This window comes from Streptomyces gilvus, from assembly GCF_022513565.1.
Classification (GTDB): domain Bacteria; phylum Actinomycetota; class Actinomycetes; order Streptomycetales; family Streptomycetaceae; genus Streptomyces; species Streptomyces gilvus.
Genome location: NZ_JAKWBE010000017.1, coordinates 78,829 through 102,115 on the forward strand (window position 1 = coordinate 78,829; position 23,287 = coordinate 102,115).

Consider the following 23,287-nt stretch of genomic DNA (forward strand, 5'->3'; position numbering starts at 1 on the left):
GTACGTGCGGGGCAGGCGAGTTGGGGACGTGGAGCGAACTTCTGGGGAGAACCTCAGGAAAGTTGGAGGAGACCCCGTAGAAGGTCCCGGCTCTCGTCCGGCCCCGGGCTGTCCCGCTGGAGCTCCTTGAGCGCCTTCTCGTACTGGGCGACGTCCTCGGCCTTGTCCAGATAGAGGGCGCTGGTCAGCTGCTCCAGGTAGACGACGTCGGTGAGGTCCGACTCGGTGAAGGACAGGATGGTGAACGCACCGCTCTCGCCGGCGTGGCCGCCGAAGCTGAACGGCATGATCTGCAGCCGTACGTTCGGCTGCTCGGAGACGTCGATCAGATGCTGGAGCTGACCGCGCATCACCTGGCGGTCGCCGTACGGGCGGCGCAGCGCGGCCTCGTCCAGGACGATGTGGAAGTCGGGGGCGTTCTCCGAGACGAGGTACTTCTGACGCTCCAGGCGCAGTTCCACCCGCTTCTCGATGTCCGACTCGCTCGCGCCCCTCATGCCCCGCTTGACCACCGCGCGCGCGTACTCCGGCGTCTGCAGCAGTCCGTGCACGAACTGCACCTCGTACGCACGGATCAGCGAGGCCGCGCCCTCCAGGCCGACATAGGTGGGGAACCAGCTCGGCAGGACGTCCGAGTAACTGTGCCACCAGCCCGCCACGTTGGCCTCCCGCGCGAGGGAGAGCAGCGAGGTGCGCTCCGTCTCGTCGGTGATGCCGTACAACGTCAACAGGTCTTCCACGTCCCGTGTCTTGAAGCTCACCCGGCCCAGCTCCATCCGGCTGATCTTCGACTCCGAGGCGCGGATCGAGTAACCCGCCGCCTCGCGCGTGATGCCGCGCGCCTCGCGCAGTCGCCTGAGTTGCGAGCCGAGCAGCATGCGCCGCACCACCGATCCGGGCTCTCCCACGCTCACGTTCGCCAGCCTCCCCAACCGCCTTCAGGGGCCGAAGTCTGCCACTAAAACACTCCGAGCAGTACTCGTCCGATTACAGAGATGGAAAGAAGTCAAAGATTCCGCACAGCTCGAGGGAAGGAGTTGGCAAGTAGCGGGAGAGAAGATGACGGAAAAAATGACCAAGAAGCGGTACGGGAACGTCCAATTCGGTCACCTGCACGTGCATCTGCACCTTGCATCTGCACCGCGCATCCGAAACCATGGTCTCGCGCATCCGCTGCATCGCAACGACCGCGAATTCCCGGGAGTGCCTCGCATGGGGACGAATGGATCGACCATGCTCGAGCCGTTACGGCAGGGCCTTCCGCCGCTTGATCCCGCGGCCGTGTCCAACGCCGCCACCTGCGCTCTGCCCGCCCGCTACGAAGCGGTGCGCGAGGCAAGGCTGTTCACCCGGAGAACCCTGGACCAGTGGGACGTCGGCGAGCGGTTCGACGACGTGTGCCTGGTCGTCTCGGAACTCGTGACCAACGCCCTGCGGCACGCCCTGCCCGCGGGCGCGGTCTGCTCGGCGGAGCAAGTGCCGCTCGTGCGGCTGCACTTGATGCGGTGGACCGAGCGACTGGTGTGCGCGGTCCGCGATCCCAGCCAGGACTCTCCCGTGGAGCGGGAGGCGGAGGACTTCTCCGCGGAGTCCGGGCGGGGACTGTTCCTGGTCGACTCCTTCGCCGACGGCTGGGGCTGGCACCCGCTGGCCGGCACGCTCAGCGGCAAGGTCGTGTGGGCCCTGTTCCAGCTGCCGCAGGTACAGCAGGCGTCCGCCGAGTGAGCTTGGGCGACGCTCCGTGACGCCGTGTCTCTACGCGCGTCACCAGGCCGGGTCGCAGGTCGGCGGCCCGGCCTTCAGCCTGCGACCAGGTGGTCGAACTCCCCGTCCTTGACACCCAGGAGCATCGCCTCTATCTCAGCGCGCGTGTAGACCAGCGCCGGACCGTCGGGGAAGCGGGAGTTGCGAACGGCGACGTCGCCGCCGGGCAGCCGGGCGAACTCCACGCAGGAACCCTGCGAGTTGCTGTGCCGGCTCTTCTGCCAGGCCACCCCGTCGAGCTCCGTGGCCGCCATGCCGTTGTACACGTCGTTGTACACGTCGTGGTCCACAGGTCGCTCCCCGATGGTGCGGTGGCCTTGGGGCCAGTGATGCAGTGGTCAACTGACCCGGATCATAACCCTGTTCACGTGCAGATGCATGAGCAGATGCACGTGCACGGGGGGTGGTCCCATGGTTACAGCTTTGATTACCGCTTTGACGACTCTTTACCGGCTCGATCGGGCGTCTTCCCCGAACCCCGGCGGCCATCCCCCGTCCACTAGGAACAGACGCGCGGGGAGCCGTTCCTGTTCCACCGTTCAGTCGCTCGAGCGGAGCGTATGCGGCGCTCGCGCGGCTCACCGGGGCGTACGCAAGTCCTGCCGCTAAGTCTCACAGGCGCTCCCCATGGCATCGACGGGCGCGGCTGGTAGCTTGCTGCGGCCGGTCGGGTGGTGGCCGGCCACGGTCCGCTAGAGCTTGGGAGCTACCAGTGACTACGGCGACCCACACGCGTCCCTCTCGTACGGCGCCGCGTCGGCCTGTGCGGATCGCCGCGGCCGCCGCGGGTCTAGCGGGCGTGCTCGCGCTGAGCGCGTGCAGCGGCGGTGGCGGCTCCAAGGACGACTCCTCGGCGAGCCCCTCGTCGGCCGCCTCGTCCTCCGGCGCCGGCACGGGCGGCTCCAGCGGCGCGTCGACCACCAAGGCCGACGCTCTGCAGGGCAGCTGGCTCGCCACGACCGACGGCAAGGCGGTGGCACTGGTCATCACCGGCAAGCAGGCCGCGCTCTTCTCCACCGGCGGCAGCGTGTGCAGCGGGACCGCGGGCAACGAAGCGGGCATGCAGATGCTCCATCTGACCTGCACGAACGGCGACAAGAAGCGTGCCACCGGGATGGTCGACTCCGTCTCCGGGAAGGCGCTGAAGATCACCTGGTCGGGGTCGCTCGGCAAGGAGACGTACACCAAGGCGGAGGGTGGCAAGCTGCCGTCCGGGCTGCCGACTGCCGGTGCGGGGCAGTAGGTTCGGCGGCGTCACGCCCCTGAGCACCAGAGGAACCACATGCGCACCACCCCGCTCGCCGTCGCGGCCCTCGCCTCGGCCCTGCTCCTGACCGCCTGCGACAGCAACGGCGGCGGAGACGACGGCGACAAGAACACGAAAACGAACACGACCAGCGCCGGGTGCACGGTCGGCGTCTCGGTCGCCGCCAGCGCGGCGCCGTCGGCCGGGGACACCGGCGACGTCACCGTCACGGTCACCAACCGCGGCACGAGCTGCACGCTGAACGGCTTCCCCGGCGTCGACCTCGTCGCCGGTGACGCCTCGAAGACGGTCCCCGCCGACAAGGGCGCGAAGCCGGCCAAGCTGACGCTGGCCAAGGACGCGACGGCCTCGTTCACGATCACGTACACGCGGGGCGAGGCGGGCGGCAAGCAGAGCCTCGCGGTGAAGACCGCGAAGTTCACCCTGCCCGGCTCGACGGCCGCCCACAGCTTCGCCTGGTCCTACGGCGAGGTCGCCCTCAAGGGTGATGCTCCTCAAGCGTCGGTGACGCCCCTCACGCAGGCGGGCGACTGACGGGCCGCCGGCTCACGGCAGCCGCGGCCGGGCCCCCACCTGGGCCCGGTCGGCGGCCTCGGCACCCTCGCTCCAGCCCGCCGCGTCGCTCACCCCGCGCAGCCGGCTCGTGGTCGTGTTCGGGAACATTCGGTCCGTCTCGGTCGTGACGGCGACCTCGCGGGAGGCCAGGACGGGCAGCAGGTCGTCGGTGACCTGGATCTCGGCGGCTTTCTCGAGACGGGTGCCTATGCGGTGGGCGTAGGCCGCGAGGAAGGACTGGCGGAAGGTCTTGGTGCGCCTGCGGCCGCCGGCGCGCTGGGCCGCCTCGGCCTTCGTCATCGCGTGCGTGGCCTGGACGAGGAGCGAGGTGTAGAGCAGGTCGACCACCTCCAGGTCGGCGGCGAAACCGACGACCGTGGAGAAGCCGAAGGGTTCGTTCCACACGGCACGGCAGTGGTTGGCGGCCGCCACCGCGTCCAGCAGGACCGCCTTCGCCTGTTCGTACGGCGGCTCGACGCCGATTCGCCAGGCGACCGGGGCGTCCGCCGTCGGCGTCCCGGCCGCGAGGAGCGCCTCGTCGATGCTGTGGCGGGCGGTGAGCTCCTGCGCCTTGGCGGTGAGGGCCTCCGCCTCCTCCGGGAAACCGGTCGCCTCCGCCTTGGCGAGCAGCGCGCGGATGCGGGCCAGCATGCGGGACTCGGGGCGGGCGGCCGGCGTGCGGGCGGGCTCGTGCTCGTCGAGCGGGTCCAGGGACGGCAGGCGCAGCAGCAGCCGGTACAGCTCCAGGGCGGTGGTCGCGTGCGTGAAGCGGTCGGTGCCGGCAGGCAGTTCCTCGGCGAGTTCCTCCAACTGGGCCCTCCAGCGGGGGCCGCGGGGGCGGTCGTCCGGCGACTGAGCGCGGATCAGCGCCGACACCAGCCGCACATGCGCGTCCTCCAGATCGCGCCGCACGATCCGTACGACGTCGGCGGGCTGCCAGCCGCGCTGCCAGGCCGACGCCACGAACTCCCGGCCCCGCCGCGCCAGTTCCCCGTCCGCGGCAGGGTCGGCGGCCAGCAGGGAGGCGCCGGTGTCGAGGGCGGTGTCCGACTCGGCGTAGAGGGCGGCCCGGAAGGCCCGGTCGACGGTGCTGGCTGTACTCACCCCTCGATCGTGACACGCGGCACTGACATCGGGACCGGCCCCCGGCTCGTCTCAGTCCTCGAAACTCGCTCGCGCGCGGCGGAGGCGGGTTTCGAGCATGGCGGCATGGTGGACATGTCTTCGTACGCGGCCTTCCTCGTCGCCGCGTTCGCGCTCTGTGTGACTCCCGGCCCCGACATGATGTTCATCGTGGCGATGGGCGGTCGTGGCGGGCCGCGGACCGGGGTGCTGGCGGCAGCGGGGGTGGCCTGCGCGATGTTCGTGCACACGGTGGCCGCCGCGCTCGGCCTGTCGGCGCTGTTCCTCTCGCTGCCGACGCTCTACCACGCGCTGCGCTGGGCGGGAGCGGCCTATCTGCTGTACCTCGCTGTCAAGGCCTTCCGGGACCGCGGGGTGCCGACGGAGGAGGGCGGCGCGGCGGAGCCGGGGCGGCGGCGGGCCTTCTGGCAGGGGGCCGTGACCAATCTGCTCAACCCCAAGGTGATCCTCTTCAACGTGGCCTTCCTGCCGCAGTTCGTGGACCCGGGACTGGGCCATGTGCGCGAGCAGTTCCTGGTGTTCGGGCTGACGATCACGGTGATGGGGTTCGCGGTGGACGGCTCGGTCGGCCTGCTGTCCGGGAGGCTCTCGGCGCTGCTGCGCCGCAGCCGGCGGGTGGCGCGGGCGCTCAACATCTTCACGGGGACGGTCTTCACCGGGCTGGCCGTCCGACTGTCAACTCAAGGTTGACACCCCGCCACTGTCAACCTAAGGTTGACACATGTCGACGAACCCGACCACGTCATCCGTACGTCTCGACGACCTCATCGCGGCGATCAAGAAGGTGCACTCCGAGCCCCTGGACCAGCTCCAGGACGCCGTGATCGCCGCCGACCACCTCGGCGAGGTGGCCGACCACCTGATCGGCCACTTCGTGGACCAGGCCCGCCGCTCGGGCGCGTCCTGGACCGACATCGGGCAGAGCATGGGCGTCACCCGGCAGGCCGCGCAGAAGCGGTTCGTGCCCAAGGAGTCGACCGACCTCGACCCGAACCAGGGCTTCGGCCGGTACACGACGCGTGCCCGCAACGTGGTGATGGCCTCGCACAACGAGGCCAAGGCCGCGCCCCACACCGAGGTCGTGCCCGCCCACCTCGTGCTCGGCCTGCTCGCCGAACCGGACGGGCTGGCCGCCAAGGCGATCACCGCGCAGGGCGTCTCGCTGGACGCGGTACGCGAGGCCGCGCGGGCCGCGCTGCCGCCCGCCGCCGAGCAGGGCCCGGAACTCGTGCCGTACTCCTCGGACGCGAAGAAGGTCCTGGAGCTCACCTTCCGCGAGGCCCTGCGCCTGGGCCACAACTACATCGGCACCGAGCACATCCTGCTGGCCAGCCTGGAGTTCGAGCACGGCACCGGGGTGCTGTCCGGCCTCGGCATCCGCAAGGAGACGGCGGAGACCGAGCTGGCGAAGCTGCTGAAGGGATATCTGCAGGCCCCGCCCACCGCGGGCTGAGGCCGTTGTCAGACCCTCCTGCCACACTCGCAACCATGACCGACCGCTGGGCGCTCGCTCCGGCCGAGGACGGTGGCGTGGAGATCGCCCCCCTCGGTCCGGACGGGCTGCCCGCCGGACCCGTGCGGCGCGAGCCGGACCTGGCGGCGGCCGTGCGGGAGCGGCCGGAGGTCGCGCGGTGGGTGTGGCGGTCCACGGCCGAGGTGTACCCGCGCCTGCTCGCCGCGGGGGTGCGGGTCGAGCGGTGCTACGACGTCGAGGACGCCGAGACCCTGCTGCTCGGCCACGAGGGGCGGCACGGCGAACCGCGCTCGGCGGCGGCCGCCCTGGCCCGGCTGCGCGGCGGTCCCGTACCCCCCGACCCGCCCCAGCGGTCCGCCGAACCGGGCTCCCAGTCCTCGCTGTTCGAGCCCCGGGCCGTCCAGGTGCCGCTCACCGACCTGGCCGCGGTGTACGCCGAGCAGCAGCGCCGGCACGAGGCCACCGCGCACCCGGAGCGGATGCGGCTGCTGACCGCGGCCGAGTCGGCGGGCATGCTGATCGCCACCGAGATGAACCACGCGGGGCTGCCCTGGAGCGCCGAGGTGCACCGGCAGGTGCTGCACGAACTGCTCGGCGAGCGTTACGCGGGCGGAGGCGAGCCCCGGCGCCTGGCGGAACTGGCCGACGAGGTGTCCGCCGCCTTCGGGCGCCGCGTCCGGCCCGATCTGCCCGCCGACGTCATCAAGGCCTTCGCGCAGGCCGGGATCAAGGTGCGCTCGACCCGGCGGTGGGAGATCGAGTCCGTCGACCATCCGGCGGTGAAGCCCCTGATCGAGTACAAGAAGCTCTACCGGATCTGGGTCGCCCACGGCTGGTCCTGGCTGCAGGACTGGGTGCGGGAGGGGCGGTTCCGGCCGGAGTTCCAGGCGGGCGGGACGGTCACCGGCCGGTGGGTGACCAACGGCGGCGGGGCGCTGCAGATCCCCAAGGTGATCCGGCGGGCTGTCGTCGCCGACCCGGGCTGGCGGCTGGTCGTGGCCGACGCCGACCAGATGGAGCCGCGGGTGCTGGCGGCCATCTCGCGCGACCCCGGGCTGATGGAGGTGGCCGGGCGGGAGAGCGACCTCTACCAGTCGGTGTCCGACCGGGCCTTCTCCGGCGACCGGGCGCAGGCCAAGCTCGCCGTGCTCGGCGCGGTGTACGGGCAGACCTCCGGCGACGGGCTGAAGAACCTCGCCGCGCTCAGACGCCGCTTCCCCAAGGCGGTGGCGTACGTCGACGACGCGGCGCGCGCGGGCGAGGAGGGGCGGCTGGTGCGCACCTGGCTGGGGCGGACCTGTCCCCCGGCCGTCGGGGCGGGCGAGGGCGCGGAGGAGGCGGGCATCCCGCAGGACGAACCGGCCGAGTCCGGCGGCGGGTCCGAGTGGGTGCCGGGCTACGCCTCCACCAACGCGCGGGCGCGCGGCCGGTTCACCCGCAACTTCGTCGTCCAGGGCAGCGCGGCGGACTGGGCGCTGCTGTTACTGGCCGCGTTGCGCCAGTCCTGCGCGGGCATGGCGGCCGAGCTGGTCTTCTTCCAGCACGACGAGGTGATCGTGCACTGTCCCGAGGAGGAGTCGCGGGCGGTGGTCGACGCGATCCGGGAGGCGTCGGCGCTCGCGGGGCGGCTGACGTTCGGCGAGACACCGGTGCGGTTTCCGTTCACGACGGCGGTGGTGGAGTGCTATGCCGACGCGAAGTGATCAGCCCTGTTGCGCGAGCAGCTCGCCGAGTTCGGCCACGGTCGCCCTCTCGTCCGTTCCCTCCAGGGCCTTGAGGGCGGCCCGCCACTGGTCGCGGGCCTCCTCGTCGCGGCCCGACGCGCGGAGCAGCAGACCGTGCTGGTGGCGGGCGAGACCTCCGGTGTAGCGGTCGGCGCGGGAGTCGGCGTGGCGCAGGAGCCGCTCGCACTCCTCGACGGCCCGTTCGGTACGGCCGAGCAGGCGCAGGGCGCGGACCAGGCCGAGGCGGGTCTGGGACTCGCCGTGCCAGTCGCCGTGACCGCCGAGGATGCGCAGGCTCTCCTCGAAGTGCGGCAGGGCGGCGACCGGTTCGCCGAGGGTGAGGTGGGCGTAGCCGATGTTGCAGTGGGCGGAGTGGCGGACGATCACGGCACCGATCTCGTCGCCGACGGCGAGGGAGCGCCGGTGCTGCTCGATGGCGGCACGGGGATCGGTGTGCTCGTAGAGATTGCCCAGGTGGCTGTGGGTGACGGCCTCGCCGTACGGGTCGTTCAACTGCCGTGAGTACTCCAGGCTCTGGCGCAGGGCGCTGCCGGACTCCTCGTAGCGGCCGAGGCCTTCCAGGAGCAGACCGCGGTTGTTGAGGCAACGGCGGATCCAGGAGGGGCGGTTCAGCCGGCGCCACAGGGCGAGCGCCTGGTCGGTCAGGGCCAGGGCCCGCTGGTGGCGGCCCGTCAGGAAGTGCAGGCCCGCGAGGTCGACCAGCGCGCAGGCCTCCGCCGCGGGGTCGCCGAGCCGACGGGCCACCCCGAGGGCCGCCGTCCCGAGCACTTCCATCTCGGCCACGCGGCCGCTGCGATGGAGGTAGGGGAAGAGAAGGCGGACGAGGGTGGAGAGGTACGCGGTCCGGCGCGGGTCGGGGTCGTCGGCGTGGCGCCGTACCAGCGTCACGACGTTCTCCAACTCCGTGTCGGCCCAGGCGAAGGCCTGTCCCGAGGACTCGAAGGCGGGGAGGGTGTCGACGTAGGGGGCGTGGTCCGCGGGCTGGGTGTCCGTCGGCCGGCGGCGGTCGTCCTGGTCCGGGCCCGCGGGGACGATGGCGGTGAGGGCGTGTTCCGATACGGCGGCGTACCAGCGGAGCGAGAAGTCGGCGGGGTGCTCTTGCGGGGCGTTGGCGGGGTGCTCTCGTGAGGCGTCGGTGGGGTTCGCTCGCGGGGCGTCGGTGGGGTTCGCTCGCGGGGCGTCGGCGGGGTTCATACGCGGGGCGCCGGCGGAGTGCTTTCGCGGTGCGTCGGCGGAGAGTTCGCGGGTGAAGTCGCGGACCAGGTCGTGGGGGGCGTAGCGGCCGTACGTCGTCTCCTCCAGGAGGGCGACGTCCACCAGGCGGTCCAGGGCGGCCTCGGCCCGGTGATCGTCGATGCCGGACAGCCGGGCGAGGATCGGGGCGCCGTAGGTGGGCAGGTCCAGGACGCCGACACCGCGCAGGAGCAGGGCGGCATCACGGTCCGCCTCGCGGTCGGAGGCGGCGAGGGAGTCGTGGGCGACGGCAAGGGAGCGGCGGACGCTGAGGTCGTCGTACTCCAGATGGGACAACCTGCTTCCGCTCGCGGTGAGTTGACCCGCGAGGGTGTCGGGGGTCAGGGCGCGGCGGGCGGCCAGACGGGCGGCGACGACGCGCAGGGCCAGGGGGAGGCGGCCGGTGAGTTCCACGAGGGGGTGGGTGGCGTCGAGGGTGTCGCGGCCGGAGACGGCTCGGAGGAGGGCGGCGCTTTCCTCCGTGCTCAGGAGGGTGAGGGGGTGGCGGGTGGCGCCGTCGAGGGTGGTGAGGGGGGAACGGCTGGTGACGATGACCGCGCAGCCCGGGCCGGCGGGGAGGAGAGGGCGTATTTGTGCCGCGGTCGCCGCGTCGTCGAGGAGGAGAAGGGTGCGGGTGGGGGCGAGGAGGGTGCGCAGGAGGGCGGAGGCGGCGTCGGGGTGTTCGGGGATGTCCCGGGGGGTTGTGCCGAGGTCGCGGAGGAGGGCGGTGAGGGACTGGATGGGGGTGAGGGGTGTCATGCAGGGGGTGGCGCCGTGCAGGTTGATGTAGAGCTGGCCGTCAGGGAAACGATTTTTCACGGCGTGGGCGACATGGAGGGCGAGGGCGGTCTTGCCTATGCCGGGCATGCCGGTGATGACGGTCAGTGGGGGGAGTTGAGCGGCTGCGGCGAGGAGGGTTTCGGTTTCGGCGGTGCGGCCGGTGAAGTGGGCGGGGGGTGGGGGGAGTTGGGCCGGTGCGGGTTTGTTGGGGGCGGGGGGCGGCGGCCCAGCGACACCATCCGTGACGCTTTCGTCGTGGGGTGCGGGTGGGTTGGGGGCAGGGTCCGCGTTCCCACCCGCACGACCCGTGACGCTCTCGTCGTCGGGTGCGGGTGAGTTTGGGGCAGGGTCCGCGTTCCCACCCGCACGACCCGTGACGCTCTCGTCGTCGGGTGCGGGTGAGTTTGGGGCAGGGTCCGCGTTCCCACCCGCACCACCCGTGACGCTCTCGTCGTCGGGTGCGGGTGGCCCCTGTGGGGCGGATTGGACGTCGGCGGGCGCGGGTGGGTGGGAGTTGGGGGTGGAGGTGCGGGCGGCTTCGGCGGCGGCGGGAGCGGACGCGGGCGGGGTGCCGGTGGCATCCCCGGCGACGGGCTCGGGCACGCGCGAGGTGCGGGTGGCTTCCGCGGCGGCTGGTGAGGACGGGTGCGGGGTGATGGTGGCATCCCTGGCGGTCGGCGCGGACACGGGCGGGATGCCGGTGCCATCCGCGGTCGGCGCGGACCGGTGCGGGATGCCGGTGCCATCGGCGGAGGCCGGCACGGACACGGGCGAGGTACCCGCAGCATCCATGGCGGCCGGCGCGGACCGGTGCGGGGTGCCGGCGGCATCCGCGGCCTCCACCGCAGGCACGGGCGAGGTGCCCGTCGCATCCGTGGCCGCCGGCACAGACCCGGTGCCATCGGCGGTCGGCGCGGGCGCGGGTGGGCTGGGGGTGTTGCCGGTGGCTGCCTGGGCGGGTGTGGGGTCGTTGGCGGGGGCCGCGGCTGTTTGGGTGGATCGCAGGATGCGTACGTGGGTCTGTCTCACCGCTTGGCCCGGTTCCACGCCGAGGTCGTTTCTCAGGCGGGCGCGCAGGGCTCGGTGGACTTCCAGGGCCTCCGCTTGGCGGCCCGTGTGGTGCAGGGCCAGCATGAGTTGGCGGTGGAAGGACTCGCGGAGGGGGTGGGCCGTGGTCAGGGCCGTCAGTTCGGGGACCAGGGTGTCCGGGCGCGCGTCGGGAACGGCGAGTTCGGCGTCGTAACGCCATTCCAGGAGCAGGAGACGGGATTCCTGGAGCCGTTGGGTGAAGGAGTAGCCACCGAGTTCGGCGGGGAGCCCGCTGAGCGGGGTGCCGCGCCACAGGGACAGCGCGGCCGCGCACTCGCGCACGACCCGCTCCCAGTTGCGGACGGCATGCGCGCCTCGTGCCGTGGCGAAGTGGCGTTCGAAGACATGGACGTCCAACTCCCCCTGTTCCACCCGGAGTACGTATCCGGGCGGCACCGACCGCAGCCGCTCGGGGTCGTCCAGCAGCCGGCGCAGTCGGGCCACGTGGTTGTGCAGCGAGGCCTGTGCGGAGGCGGGCGGGGCCCCACCCCACAGCGCGTCCTTGAGCGACTCGACGGAGACGACCCGGCCGGCCTCCAACAACAGCGCGGCCAGCAGGGTACGGAGCTTGGGGCTGCCGACGGACAGCATCTCGGCGGACGCCTCGCCCCGGGCCTCGTACAGAACCGGCGAGCCGAGCAGTCCGAACCTCAGTTCGCGCCACTCCCCCATGGCCACCAACTACCCACCGTTCTTGGCGGAATTCCGCCCTCCGCACGGCGGTTTCCCGCCACCCTTTCCTTGACCGGTTCCCGCCGGGATCCGCTACCGTTCGGCCCGATCGCGACCGCTCTGCGGCGACTTCACGCCAGGTGGCGGACGATGGCACGGAGGACCGCTGGCCACATGTTAGCGATCTGTTGGCGCGACCTGATGTGATCACTTCATCGGAGCCGGCCCGGGGGTGCGCGCGTAGAACGCGATGCTCGGGGGAGTGACGCCGCCGCGGCCGGATCCGGGGGACGTCGGAGGGTCCCGGTCGGCGGAGGTGAGCGACCGGGATCCTCGTCCCCGTTCGCGCCTCATCCGCAAGCGAGCCCTCATCCGGCAGCGAGCCGCCGCTCAGAAGACCGGCGGACGCCCCAGGCGCGTGAGGCGCCACACCGTGCTCCAGCGCATGGGGCGGCGTTCGCCCGCAGGTTCCCGCAGGCCTTCCGCGAAACCGCCGAACCAGGCGCGCAGCGCGGCGGGCCGGGAGCGGTTGCGCAGAACTGTCACGGCCATCCACACGCCCAGGTGGACCGGGATGAGCGGCAGCGGGAGACGGCGGCGGACCAGCCAGACGCGGTTGCGGGCGTTGACGCGGTAGTAGATCGCGTGCCGGGCCGGTGAGGTCTTGGGGTGCTGGAGCAGGAGTTCGGGCGCGTAGAGGATGCGCCAGCCCGCGTCGACGGCCCGCCACGCCAGGTCGATCTCCTCGTGGGCGAAGAAGAACTCCGCGGGCCAGTCACCGATCTGATCCAGCATCGAGGTACGGAAGGCGTGCCCGCCGCCGAGGAACCCGGTGACGTGACCACCGCGCAGCGGGTCGGCCGCGCCGAGCCTGGGCACGTGCCGGCGCTGGGTCTCGCCGTGCTCGTCCGCGATGCGGAACCCGACGATCCCGAGCCGGGGGTCGGCGGCGAAGTGGTGGGCGACGCGGCTGAGGACGTCGGCGTCGACGAGGAGGCCGTCGTCGTCCAGTTCGACCACGATGTCCACGTCGCCGAACTCCCGCAGCCGGGCGAGCGCCACGTTGCGGCCGCCGGGGCAGCCGAGGTTCTCGTCGACCTCGAGGAGGGTGACCTCACCGGGGAGGGCCAGCCGGGCCGCGTAGTCGGGCAGCGGGCAGCCGTTGCCGACGATCACGATCCGGGTGGGGGCGAGGTCCTGCTTGGCGACGGACTCCAGCAGGGCGTCCACCTCGTCGGGACGGTTGCCCATCGTCACCACCGCGACGGCGATCCTCGGCGCGTCCCTGTCCCCCATTGCGCTCATCCCATCCGCCGTCGGCAACGTCGGCCGCGATGCTAGCCGTTCACGGTAAGGACTTCCTGAGTACGCCGTTTCGTATGCCAAGTCTTGAGCCGCCGTACGAGCAGGCTCACCCGTTTGCCGTCACCGCGGGGGCAGGTGGGTACGACGGTCCACTCGCCGCGGTCGGAGGGGTAGCGGGTCAGCGGCTCAGCGGCTCAGCCGTGCGCCTGCTGGGCGTGCCGGGGAAGGAGGCCGACATGACGATGCGGCGCGTGGCGAGCGCGCTGGAGACCGGACCGTCCTCGCTCTACGCGCACGTGGTCAACAAGGAGGACCTGGACGAGCTGCTCATCGGCCGGCTGTGCGCCGAGATCGACCTGCCCGAGCCGGACCCCGCCGCCTGGCTGCAGCAGATCACGAGCGTCTGCGCCCGGCTGCGCGACCAGTACCTGCGCTACCCGGGCATCTCCCGGGCGGCCTTCGCCGCCGCCCCGTCCAACCTGGACACACTCCGCCTCAGCGAGGGGATGCTCGCGATCCTGCTCGCCGGGGGCATCGCCCCGCAGACCGCCGCATGGGCGATCGACTCCCTGATGCTCTACGTCAACGCCCACAGCCTCGAGGTCTCCCTGGCGAGCAGCAGGCTCGGCCGCGGCGACGACGGCTGGGTGGTCAGCCGCGACGAACTCCTGCGCCGCTTCGCCGCGCTCCCCGACGCCTTCCCCCACACAAAGCGCTACGCCACCGAGCTCACGGCAGGGACGGTCCACGACCGCTTCGACTTCACGATCGCCCTGATGATCGACGGCCTGAAGAACTCCGGGACGGACTGAGCTCTGTCCTTGTTCGCCGGGTTCCCAGAGGTCGACAGGCCGCACCCGCCGCTGGCTCGACTACCGCCCCGACCGCGACTGACTCCCCGACACCGACACCCCGGACATTAAGATCACCCGATGAACAGCGAGCCCATCCGTCTCACCGTCCTGGGAAGCGCGACGCCGTACCCGAGCGCCGACAACCCGTGCTCCGGCTACCTGGTGTCGAGCGGGGGCACCCGCATCTGGGTGGACGCCGGAACCGGGACGCTCGGCCCGCTCCAGCGATACGTCCCGCTGGACCGGCTCGACGCGATCTGGATCTCCCATCTGCACGCCGATCACAGCGCGGACCTGCTCACCGCCTACTACGGTGCCCTGTTCGCAGACATCCGTCTCACCGCACCGATCCCCCTCTACGGCCCGGCGGGGATCGCCGACCGGCTGGCCGGCTTTCTCACCAACACCTCGACCCGCAGCCCGGTCGAATCCGCCTTCGACGTCACCGAGCTGTACGACGGGCACCAGGCCACCCTCGGCCCACTCCGGCTGACCAGCCGGGCGGTGGCACACGGCATCCCGGCCTTCGCCGTCCGCATCGAGACGACGAGCACCTCGCTGGTGTATTCCGGCGACACGGCCCCCTGCACCAGCCTCGCGGAACTGGCCGAAGGCTGTGACGCGCTCCTGTGCGAGGCCGAAAGCGCACAGCCACCGGCCGAAGGCGAACAGGTCCACCACACCCCCGAGAACGCCGGAGAGACCGCCACCGCAGCCGGCGCGAACCGACTGATCGTCACCCATGTCGGCCGCTTCCTCACCCCACAGGAAGCGGTGGCACGCGCCGCCACCCGCTTCACCGGGCCCGTCGACTACGCCGCCCCCGGCACCACCTTCACCGTCCGACGGGACCGATGAGACCGGAACACCTCGGGACCAGCCGGTCCCAGCGGAGCTCAGGACTCCGCTTCGGTGACACCGACGAGTTCGGAGATGAACTCGACGAAGAGCCGGGCGCACGGCGCGCGCTTGGCCGCGGGTTCGAGAATGCCGTACTCCATGGCCGGGGCGTCGCGGAAGGGGACGAAGACGACACCGGGGCGGACATGGTGCTCCGCGGCGCGGGCCGCCACCGGAGAGACGCCGAAACCGGCGGCGACCAGGGAGCGCACCTCGGGCCAGTAGGTGAAGGCCGGGCCGCGCAGGATGAGACGGCCCGCCGGGGTGCGGTCCGGTTCACCCTCGACCTCGAAGAACTCCCCGTGCCGGAACCGGAGACCGACGCTCGCTGAGGCGGCACGCCCGATACGACCAGGGCAACAGGATCAGCGCCCCCGCGGCGGCAGGAGTGTGGTCAGCCGACGCTGATCAGGGTGGAGCCGCCGCCGTCGAGGTTGTATTCGGATCCGGTGAGGTAGGCGGCCTCATCGGAGGCGAGGAAGACCAGGAAGTTGACGACGTCGGCGGGCTCGGCGATCCGGCCGAGCGGGGACAGGACGGGGCCGAGGGCTTCGATGGTGGTCCCGGCGGCGGCGGCGCCGTAGGTGGCCATGGCGGTGTTGACGTAGGTGGGGTGCAGGGAGTTGACGCGGACGTTCGCGGCAGCGTACTCGGCGGCGACGTCCTTGGTCATGGTGCGGACGGCGCCCTTGCTCGCGCCGTACAGGGTGTGGCCGGCGACGCCGACGAGCCCGGCGATCGAGGAGAGGTTGATGATCGCCCCGCCTCCGGAGGCGGCCATGTGCGGGGCGGTGTGCTTCATGCCGAGGAAAGTGCCGGTCACGTTGACGGCCATGAGCCGGTTCCAGTCCTCGACGCTGGTGTCGGCGAGCGGGGCGATGAGGTAGATGCCGGCGTTGTTGACCAGCACGTCGATCCGGCCGTGGACCGCGCGGACCTGGTCGGTCACCTGGACCCAGGCGTCCTCGCTCGTCACGTCGTGGGCGAGGAACTCGGCGCTGCGGCCCGCCGCCGTGATCTGTTCGACGACGGCCTTTCCGGCCGTCTCGTCGATGTCCGTGGCGATCACGGTGGCGCCTTCGGCGGCGAACCGGGTGGCTGCGGCGGCGCCGATGCCGTTCGCCGCACCGGTGATGAGGATGGTCTTGTCCTGGAGACGGGACATGTCGGGCTCCTTCTCTGGGGGTTGGTGGTGTGTCAGGCGCGCAGGTGGCGCAGGGCCCGTGCGGCGGCGTGGGCGCCGCACATTCCGTGGGCGCCGGGGCCGGGCGGGGTGGCCGCCGAGCACAGGTAGTGGCCGGGCAGCCCGGTGTCGTAGGGCTGGAGGGTGAGGCGTGGTCCGGTGATCAGCTGGGGGATGTCCTTGGCGCCGGTCATGATGTTGCCGCCGACGTAGTTCGGGTTGTACGCGGCGAATCCAGTGGTGGTGCGGACGGCGGTGCCGATGATCCGGTCCCGGAACCCGGGGGCGAACCGCTCGATCTGGGCGGTGATCGCCTCGGTGGCGTCGCCGGTGTAGCCGTTCGGGACGTGGGCGTAAGTCCACACCGGGTGCACATCGCCGACCGACCGTGCCTGGTCGGCCAGGTACTGCTGCCCGACCAGGACGAACGGCCGCTCGGGCATCCGCCCGGCGTGGATCTCCCGCTCGGTGGCGGCGATCTCGGCGAACGTGCCACCGACGTGCACCGTGCCCGCCCGCCGCGCCGCCTGGGCGGTCCAGGGGATACCGCCCTCGACCGCGAAGTCGACCTTGAACGCCCCGGGGCCGTAGCGGAACCGGCGGTAGGCCCGGGCGACACGGGGAGGCAGCCGGTCGCCGAGGAGATCCGCCAGCGCCGTGGGTGCCACATCCCAGACGGTCACGTCCGTGGGCGGCAGCTCCGAGGCCGACCGCACCCGCACGCCGGTCTCGATCTTGCCGCCCAGGTCGAGCAGCAGCGCCGCCATCGCGCCGGTGATGCGGCGCGAGCCTCCCTCCGCGACGGCCCAGCCGTGCCGGTGCCCGGCGGTGAGGATGCCGAGCCCGATGCTCGCGCTGAGCGGACGGTCGAGGGGGTGGAAGGCGTGCGCGGCGACCCCGCCCCAAAGGGCCCTGGCCTCCTCGGTGGCGAAGGTCCTCGCCAGCAGCGACGCCGGCGCCAGGGCGGGGACGCCGAAGCGGGCCAGCCGCACCGGGTGGCGGGGGACACGCAGCAGCGGGCCGAGGATGTCCCCGCTCAGGCTGTCGTACGACGATGACGGGCCTGCGAACAGCCGCCGCCAGTACCGGCCGTCGGCGCCGAGCCCCGTGGCCGTCTCGGCGACCGAGCGATGCAACACCCCGGCCGTGCCACCGTCGAGCGGGTGGGCGCAGTCGATCTCCGGCAGCGCCCACTTCAACCCGTAGCGTTCCAGGCCGAGTTCCCGAAGGAAGGGCGAGCCGACGGCCATCGGGTGGACGGCCGAGCAATGGTCGTGCAGCAGTCCGGGCAGGATCGCCTCGCCGGAGCGCGTGCCGCCGCCGATCTCGTCGGCCGCCTCCACCACCGTGACCCGCACACCCTCCCGGGCCAGGGCGACGGCGGCAGCGAGGCCGTTGGGGCCGGCGCCGACGACGGTCGCTGTGCTCATGCCGTCCTGCTCTCCAGCTGCTCGCGCTTCTCGTGCTCGCTGGTCCAGGTGACGTCGAGCGGGATCGGACCGTTCGGCAGCCACGGCTGCTCCCTGACCGCGTCGGCGACCTTCCACGTACCCCGCTCGATCACCCCGAGCGCGGCGTCGATCACCTGGTAGTGCTGGATGCCGCGGTGGATGGGCTGCGACTCCACCCATACGACGATCCACTCCCCGGGGGCGAAGCCGACCCGTGCCTGCACGGCCTCGATGAGGCTGAGGTCGTGCAGGTGGCCGTCGCCGAAGTTGAAGCCGATCAGCGAGTTGCAGCCGAACTCGGCCTCCCGGACGGTGCGTCGGTCGAGGTCGGGAAGGTTCTTCAGCAGTACCGAGAACAGGCCGCGGCCCTGGCTGTGCATGGACCGCCAGGCGATGGTCTGCTGCATGGTGATCTCGGCGACCGCGGCCGGGTAGCCCATCGCCTGGAGTTGGTCGACCTGGTTCTTGGTCGGGCGGTTGGGCAGCGTGTTCAGCTTCTCCTCCGCGCCCGGCGCGAAGGCCCACAGCGCGGAGGCCCAGTTGCCCGCGTACTGCCGCATCGAGGGCAGGAAGGAGACCAGGTCGGGACGGAGATTGCCGAGAACGGGGAAGAACGCGAGGCCGGCGGCGATCCCGGCGGCCAGCCAGGGTGAGGACATGTCGCCGACGCCGTACCCGTCCCCAGCCGGGAAGCCGAGGAACAGGAAGACCGAGAGGTAGCCGAACAGCAGGTTCCACTCCAACGGCACCGCCAGCGGGAACGTGGACGTGATGAAGAGGTGGAAGACGACCATCAGCGCCACGCCGGCGAGCGTGAGCCAGCGGTTCGTGGAGAACAGCAGCACCAGCGGCGTGACGATCTCGACGGTCGAGCCGCCCACGTGTGCCATGAAGGTCGCCACCTTCGACGGGCGGATGTCGCGTGGGAAGTCGCGGTAGTGCAGCCGCTTGATCCGCTTCGACGGGACGCAGGGGCTGTTGGAGACCATCGGTGCGACGACGTTGGTGAAGTGCAGCCCGAACTTCGACACTCCGGCGCCGATCCAGACCACGCAGATCAGCAGCTTCGCCGCGACGATCATGTCGGTGAACGGCAGGACGGCGAAGAACACCAGCGCTGGCAGGTACTGCTCACCGCGGGCGGCCAGGAAGACCGTCTTGTCCCGCAGTCCGTTCAGCACGTACAGGACGATCGGCGCGATGAGCAGAGCTGGGCGCACCAGGCCGGAGGTGTTGTCCGGGAGCGCCTCGGTGAGCGACGCCGCCGGCACGCCGGGCAGGGCGATCGCCAGCAGCAGGGACAGCAGGAAGGCCAGGTAGAGCAGGACGTCGCCGACCGTACGGCGGTCCCCGGACGTGAAGGGCACCCGCTTCCACGGCCGCAGCCGGATGGTGCCGGGCCGGGCCCAGAACAGGATCCCGCCGGTCATCGGCTTGAACTTGCCGGCGATCGGGCCCCAGGACCCGGCCACCCCGAGCGTTTCGAGGAAGACCGTCCACAGGACCAGCTTCTGGTAGACGACCGGCTCGTTCCACCAGTGCGTGACGTCCCAGAACGGGCCCACCCCCGAGGTCCAGGTCGCCAGGGCGGTCCCGGCGAGGACGTAGAGGAAGAGGACCTTGACCACGTACGTCGCCGGAATCATCTTCGGCGACCCGAAGCCGTATTCCACCCAGTGCAGGGCCAGCGTTCTCAGACGTTCCTGAAGTGGCTTCTCCAGGAATGCATCCGGCTCGACGGGAGGAAAGTCACCTGTTTTGAACCCCATGGCGGAGCCTTTCTTTACGACTTTTTTCGGGCACGCCGAACCGCACCCGGAAAGGAATCGAGTGGACTTTCAGGAACGCAGTCGCCGTTTGTCGATCTTCCCCACCGGGTTCCTCGGCAGGGCCTCGGTGAGGGACACCGTCAGCGGCACCTTGATCCGGGCCAGCGAGCCGCGGCAGTGCTCGATGAGGTCGTCGGCGGTGACCTCCGCGCCGGGCATGGGCACGACGTGCGCGACCGGGACCTCGCCGAGGACCGGATCGGGGGCGCCGACCACCGCCGCCTCCAGGACCGCCGGGTGGGCGTGCAGGACGTTCTCGATCTCCTTGGGGTAGATGTTCTCCCCGCCCCGGATGATCATGTCCTTGATCCGGTCGACCAGGACGAGATAGCCGTCGGCGTCGAAACGGCCGACGTCACCGGTGTGCAGCCAGCCGTCGACGATCGTCCTGGCCGTCTCCTCGGGGAGTCCGAGGTAGCCGCGCATGACGTTCGGGCCCCGGACCACGACCTCGCCCGCCGAGCCGTCGTCGAGGAGGTTGCCGTCGGCGTCCATCACGGCGACGGCCTGACCGGGCAGCGGGAGCCCGACCGTGCCGGGCTTTCGCAGCCCACCCGGAGGGTTCAGCGTCGAGGCGCAGGTCCCCTCGGACAGGCCGTAACCCTCCACGACCGGCACGCCGAACCGGCTCTCGAACCGGGCGATCAGTTCGGCGGGCATCGGTGCGGCCCCGCAGATCACCCGGCGCAGGGACGAGGTGTCCGGCCGTACCTCGTCAGGCAGGGCCACCAGCATCGCGTAGATCGCCGGCACCGCGGAGAAGTAGGTCGGCCGGACGCGTTCGACCGAGGCGAAGAACGTCGAGGCGCCGAACCGGCCCGCGACCGTCGCCCGCCCTCCCGCGAGCAGCGGCGACAGCACGCTCACCACGATCCCGTTGACGTGGAACAGCGGCAGGATCAGCAGGCTGTGGTCGGTCTCGTCCAGGCCGAGGCCATCGATGATCATCCGGCACATGGCGGCGATGTTGGCGTGGTCGAGCATCACGCCCTTCGGGCGTCCCGTGGTGCCGCTCGTGTAGATGATCAGGGCGAGGGAGTCGGACGAGGCGGGGGCGACGGGGCGCTCGGCCCCGCTCGACGGCTCCGCCAGGGTGGCCAGGTCCAGTGTTCCGAGGGCGCGGGTGTCGTCGGCGATCACCGCCTTCGCGCCGGAGTCCTCGATCTGGTGCCGGGCCTCCGGGTCGGTGAGCGCCGGATTGACCGGGGTGACGGCGGCGCCCAGCCGCCATGCCGCGAACATGATGACGACGAGTTCCAGGCGGTTCGGGAGAACCGCGGCGACCACGTCACCCGCGCCTATTCCATGGGCACGCAGGGCGGCGGCCGCGTTGTGGACCCGTGTCAGGAATTCCTGGTTGTCGAGTCGCCGGTGGTCGTCCTCGATGCAGGGGCCCGTGGGATTCCGGGCGGCCCGGGAATCCGGCAATGCGGAGATGTGCAGCACGTTTCCTCACCATTGAGTCGCACCGTGAAAAAGGTAGTGAGGAAAAAGGTAGGGAGAGCGCCCACGGGCGGCCATGGGCTTGCGTCCCAGTGCGGGGCCGCCGTTTTGTGCCGCCGTCACAAAGGGAACGAACGGCCGCCCGAGTGGGTACGGTCCCGGTATGAACGCCCATGTCGACGAGGTCGTGCGGGATGTCGCCAAGGGCATCCAGGCCGAACTGGAGCACCTGACGGCCGAGATGACCTCGATGTTCGTCGACGTCATCCCCGAGTTCCGCCACGACGACGCGGTACGCCGGCTGATGGTCGCCAGCACTTCCTCGAACCTGTCGGCCATCGTCGACATGCTCGCGCTGAACATCTCCCTCGACGACATCACCGTGCCGCCGGCCGCGGCCGAGTACGCCCGCCGCTTCGCCCAGCACGACCTGTCCCTGGAGAGCCTGCTGCGGGCCTACCGGCTCGGCGAGCACATGTTCGTGCAGTGGGCCATGACCACGCTCGGGCGTCTCGACCTGCCCACGGACCAGGCACTGGCGGCCACGAGCCGGATCGCGCTCCTCGTGAACAGCTACATCGACCAGGTCATCGAGCGCATCATCGACATCTACGAGAACGAACGCAGACGGTGGGACGCCCGCTCCGACGCCACCCGCGCCGCCCAGGTCCGCGCGGTCCTCGACACCGAGGGACTCGACCTCGCCTCGGCCGAGAAGACGCTGTCGACGTCCCTGCGCGGCTGGCACCTGGCCGCGGTCATCTGGACCGGCCCCGGACCGGCCGGCCATGTCACGGCCCAACTCCGTGCGGGCGCCGCGCTGCTGGCGGCGGCCACCGGAAAGGCGCCGCTGACGATCTCCGCCGACGAGCAGACCTCCTGGGCCTGGATCTCCTCCACCGGCAGGCCCGGCCTCGACGCCGGTCGTCTCGAAGACGAACTCCGTGAACACCCCGGACTGCACATCGCCATCGGCGAACCGTCTCCCGGCCTCGACGGATTCCGGCAGACGTTCCGGGACGCACAGCGCGCCCGCGATGTCGCCGCCACCGGAGCCGGCCCCGACCGCGCCCTCGTCCTGCACTCCCAGGTCGCGCTGGCCGGTCTCCTGGTCGATCATCTCGCCGACGTCAGGGCGTGGGCCGGGCGCGTCCTCGGCGACCTCATGCGCGACGACGAGGCCACGGCCCGCCTGCGCGAGACCGTGCAGGTCTTCCTCAACGCGGGAGGCAGTTTCACCGACGCCGCCGCACGCCTGCACGTCCACAAGAACACCGTCCACTACCGCGTGCGCAAGGCCGAGGAACTGCTCGGCCACCCGCTCGCCGACAACCGCCTGGACATCGAGGTGGCTCTGCTGGCCCGCGCCCAGCTCGGACTCCGGCACGCGGAAGGCTCGTAGGGCCTGTCCGGCATTCCCGTCCACCTCGTCGTGGACCCCCGTGCCCGGGAAGTCGTCCTGCACACCGAGCCCGCCGCCGGTGGAGGCCGGCCGGGTCGTACTCGCGGGCGCCGAGATCAGCCCGAGTCAGCGAGACCGGGGCGATGTCGGACGCGGGGTAGAGGCGGTCGGGTACCGGCTCCGGGATGCCGAAGTGGTTCCATTCGGCCCCGTTGAAGATTGTCATGACCCCTTCCGCGCCGGTGGGGTCCGTCGGATAGATGCGCGCCTCAGGGACCACGGGGTCCGCCGGCCACGACGGGATAGCCCGTCATCTTGCTGAAGCCGTGGATGTATCCGGTGAGTTTGTCGACCGAGTTCTTGATACTCCGCCCGTAAGCCGACGCGGGCTTGACGTCCCATACGGCGTACCCGGTTCCGCGTGGCGTCTGGACACCGAAGGCGATGAGATCCGGTTTCGCTTCATCGTTCCAGTAGGTGGGCACCGTCAGTCCGTGCCCGCCGGTGACGGTCCTCGCGACGGAGATGTCGGCGTAGACGTTGTTCGCACCGCACCGGGCGACTTCCTGCTCGTAGGCCATCTCCAGCGCGAAGTTGTGCTGGTAGGTGCTGCCGCCGACCCACCAGCCGCGCCCCGGCGCCTCGGACTCGCCGCTCGGATCGGTCTCGTACGTGGGTGCGTCGTCGCTGTAGACGTAGGTGCTGACGTAGGGGTCGGTGACGCGGAGGGTGATCGGGTCGGTGCTGGTGAAGCGGCCGGTGGCCGGGTCGTGGGTGCGGGCCCTCAGGTCCAGCTTGCCGGTCAGGATGGAGTCGTTGAGCCAGCCGGTGTAGCCGAAGGTGTCGGCCGGTGCTGTCTGGCCGTCGACCGGCGTTGCCGTCTGCGTTCCGAAGGGGTCGCAGGTGTAGTGGACCAGGGAGGTTCCGCCTGCGTCGGTAACGTCGGTGACCGAGCCGTTCCCGTCGAGGTGGTCGTAGTCGGTGCCGCTGCTGGTGTGTGTTCGGCCTGGGGCAGTCCGAGCGGGGCGGTGAAGTTGTCGGCGATCAGCTTGCCGCTGCCGTCGGCGTTGGTGGCGAGCTGGGGCAGGGCGTTGTTGGTGTCCCAGGTGTCGGTGCGGACGGTGCTGCCGTCGGCCGCCGTGGTCACGCGGTTGCCCTGGTCGTCGTTGGTGAAGCGGCACACCTCCAGCAGTAGTTC

20 protein-coding genes are annotated in these 23,287 nt (G+C 71.3%); 9 read left to right on the forward strand and 11 right to left on the reverse strand.

Annotated features, from left to right (window positions below):
• Positions 1 to 53 precede the first annotated feature (53 nt).
• The gene (locus tag MKW14_RS25180) at positions 54 to 890 is read right to left on the reverse strand and encodes a Sco1979 family transcriptional regulator (RefSeq protein ID WP_502628181.1); all 837 of its coding nucleotides are present in this window, start codon (positions 888 to 890) and stop codon (positions 54 to 56) included.
• 322 nt (positions 891 to 1,212) lie between these two features.
• On the opposite strand from MKW14_RS25180, the gene MKW14_RS25185 reads away from it, so the two are divergent.
• Entirely contained in the window at positions 1,213 to 1,725 is a 513-nt protein-coding gene (locus tag MKW14_RS25185) for an ATP-binding protein (RefSeq protein ID WP_374116592.1), read from the forward strand.
• 74 nt (positions 1,726 to 1,799) lie between these two features.
• Here the strand turns inward: MKW14_RS25185 and MKW14_RS25190 are convergent, their stop codons facing one another.
• Entirely contained in the window at positions 1,800 to 2,054 is a 255-nt protein-coding gene (locus MKW14_RS25190; protein ID WP_133044265.1) for a DUF397 domain-containing protein, read from the reverse strand.
• 473 nt (positions 2,055 to 2,527) lie between these two features.
• Between MKW14_RS25190 and MKW14_RS25195 the strand changes: the two genes are divergently transcribed.
• Together MKW14_RS25195 and MKW14_RS25200 are read left to right on the forward strand one after the other, a co-directional pair.
• A complete protein-coding gene (locus MKW14_RS25195) occupies positions 2,528 to 3,007 on the forward strand; it encodes a hypothetical protein (protein ID WP_240865520.1) in 480 nt (159 codons plus the stop codon).
• A 39-nt stretch (positions 3,008 to 3,046) separates the two neighbouring features.
• Positions 3,047 to 3,565 carry a DUF4232 domain-containing protein gene (locus MKW14_RS25200; RefSeq protein WP_240865521.1) on the forward strand — a complete coding sequence of 173 codons (519 nt, stop codon included), beginning with the start codon at positions 3,047 to 3,049 and terminating at the stop codon, positions 3,563 to 3,565.
• A 12-nt stretch (positions 3,566 to 3,577) separates the two neighbouring features.
• Here MKW14_RS25200 and MKW14_RS25205 read toward each other — a convergent pair whose 3' ends face one another.
• On the reverse strand, positions 3,578 to 4,690 hold the full coding sequence (locus tag MKW14_RS25205) for a DUF2786 domain-containing protein (RefSeq protein ID WP_240865527.1): 1,113 nt from the start codon (positions 4,688 to 4,690) through the stop codon (positions 3,578 to 3,580).
• A 105-nt stretch (positions 4,691 to 4,795) separates the two neighbouring features.
• On the opposite strand from MKW14_RS25205, the gene MKW14_RS25210 reads away from it, so the two are divergent.
• From MKW14_RS25210 to MKW14_RS25220, 3 genes are read left to right on the forward strand one after another with little or no spacing between them, the layout of a single operon-like run.
• Positions 4,796 to 5,419, forward strand: coding sequence for a LysE family translocator (locus MKW14_RS25210; RefSeq protein WP_240865530.1), 624 nt, complete (start codon positions 4,796 to 4,798; stop codon positions 5,417 to 5,419).
• A gap of 31 nt (positions 5,420 to 5,450) precedes the next feature.
• Entirely contained in the window at positions 5,451 to 6,182 is a 732-nt protein-coding gene (locus MKW14_RS25215) for a Clp protease N-terminal domain-containing protein (protein ID WP_240865532.1), read from the forward strand.
• Positions 6,183 to 6,217: 35 nt separating this feature from the next.
• Positions 6,218 to 7,906, forward strand: coding sequence for a bifunctional 3'-5' exonuclease/DNA polymerase (locus tag MKW14_RS25220; RefSeq protein WP_240865534.1), 1,689 nt, complete (start codon positions 6,218 to 6,220; stop codon positions 7,904 to 7,906).
• Here the strand turns inward: MKW14_RS25220 and MKW14_RS25225 are convergent, their stop codons facing one another.
• Positions 7,907 to 11,722, reverse strand: a complete 3,816-nt coding sequence (locus tag MKW14_RS25225) for a BTAD domain-containing putative transcriptional regulator (protein WP_240865673.1) — start codon at positions 11,720 to 11,722, stop codon at positions 7,907 to 7,909.
• Positions 11,723 to 12,112: 390 nt separating this feature from the next.
• Complete coding sequence (locus MKW14_RS25230) at positions 12,113 to 13,018, reverse strand: glycosyltransferase family 2 protein (protein WP_240865536.1); 906 nt, start codon at positions 13,016 to 13,018, stop codon at positions 12,113 to 12,115.
• A 245-nt stretch (positions 13,019 to 13,263) separates the two neighbouring features.
• Here MKW14_RS25230 and MKW14_RS25235 point away from each other — a divergent pair, with 245 nt between their 5' ends.
• Positions 13,264 to 13,839, forward strand: a complete 576-nt coding sequence (locus MKW14_RS25235; RefSeq protein WP_240865538.1) for a TetR/AcrR family transcriptional regulator C-terminal domain-containing protein — start codon at positions 13,264 to 13,266, stop codon at positions 13,837 to 13,839.
• 120 nt (positions 13,840 to 13,959) lie between these two features.
• Positions 13,960 to 14,739 carry an MBL fold metallo-hydrolase gene (locus MKW14_RS25240; protein WP_240865540.1) on the forward strand — a complete coding sequence of 260 codons (780 nt, stop codon included), beginning with the start codon at positions 13,960 to 13,962 and terminating at the stop codon, positions 14,737 to 14,739.
• Positions 14,740 to 14,777: 38 nt separating this feature from the next.
• Here the strand turns inward: MKW14_RS25240 and MKW14_RS25245 are convergent, their stop codons facing one another.
• From MKW14_RS25245 to MKW14_RS25265, 5 genes are all read right to left on the reverse strand, one after another.
• A complete protein-coding gene (locus MKW14_RS25245) occupies positions 14,778 to 14,993 on the reverse strand; it encodes a type 2 periplasmic-binding domain-containing protein (RefSeq protein ID WP_240865542.1) in 216 nt (71 codons plus the stop codon).
• A 182-nt stretch (positions 14,994 to 15,175) separates the two neighbouring features.
• A complete protein-coding gene (locus tag MKW14_RS25250; protein ID WP_240865545.1) occupies positions 15,176 to 15,946 on the reverse strand; it encodes an SDR family NAD(P)-dependent oxidoreductase in 771 nt (256 codons plus the stop codon).
• Between the two features lie 32 nt (positions 15,947 to 15,978).
• A complete protein-coding gene (locus tag MKW14_RS25255; RefSeq protein WP_240865547.1) occupies positions 15,979 to 17,394 on the reverse strand; it encodes a phytoene desaturase family protein in 1,416 nt (471 codons plus the stop codon).
• Positions 17,391 to 19,184: a DUF3556 domain-containing protein gene (locus tag MKW14_RS25260; RefSeq protein WP_240865549.1), complete on the reverse strand. Its 1,794-nt coding sequence runs from the start codon at positions 19,182 to 19,184 to the stop codon at positions 17,391 to 17,393. Before MKW14_RS25260 ends, MKW14_RS25255 begins: the two co-directional genes overlap by 4 nt.
• Before the next feature lie 69 nt (positions 19,185 to 19,253).
• Positions 19,254 to 20,690, reverse strand: a complete 1,437-nt coding sequence (locus MKW14_RS25265) for a class I adenylate-forming enzyme family protein (RefSeq protein WP_240865551.1) — start codon at positions 20,688 to 20,690, stop codon at positions 19,254 to 19,256.
• A 160-nt stretch (positions 20,691 to 20,850) separates the two neighbouring features.
• Between MKW14_RS25265 and MKW14_RS25270 the strand changes: the two genes are divergently transcribed.
• Positions 20,851 to 22,089, forward strand: a complete 1,239-nt coding sequence (locus MKW14_RS25270; RefSeq protein ID WP_240865552.1) for an RsbRD N-terminal domain-containing protein — start codon at positions 20,851 to 20,853, stop codon at positions 22,087 to 22,089.
• 269 nt (positions 22,090 to 22,358) lie between these two features.
• Here the strand turns inward: MKW14_RS25270 and MKW14_RS25275 are convergent, their stop codons facing one another.
• Positions 22,359 to 23,270, reverse strand: a complete 912-nt coding sequence (locus MKW14_RS25275; RefSeq protein ID WP_240865554.1) for an RHS repeat-associated core domain-containing protein — start codon at positions 23,268 to 23,270, stop codon at positions 22,359 to 22,361.
• Positions 23,271 to 23,287: the final 17 nt, after the last annotated feature.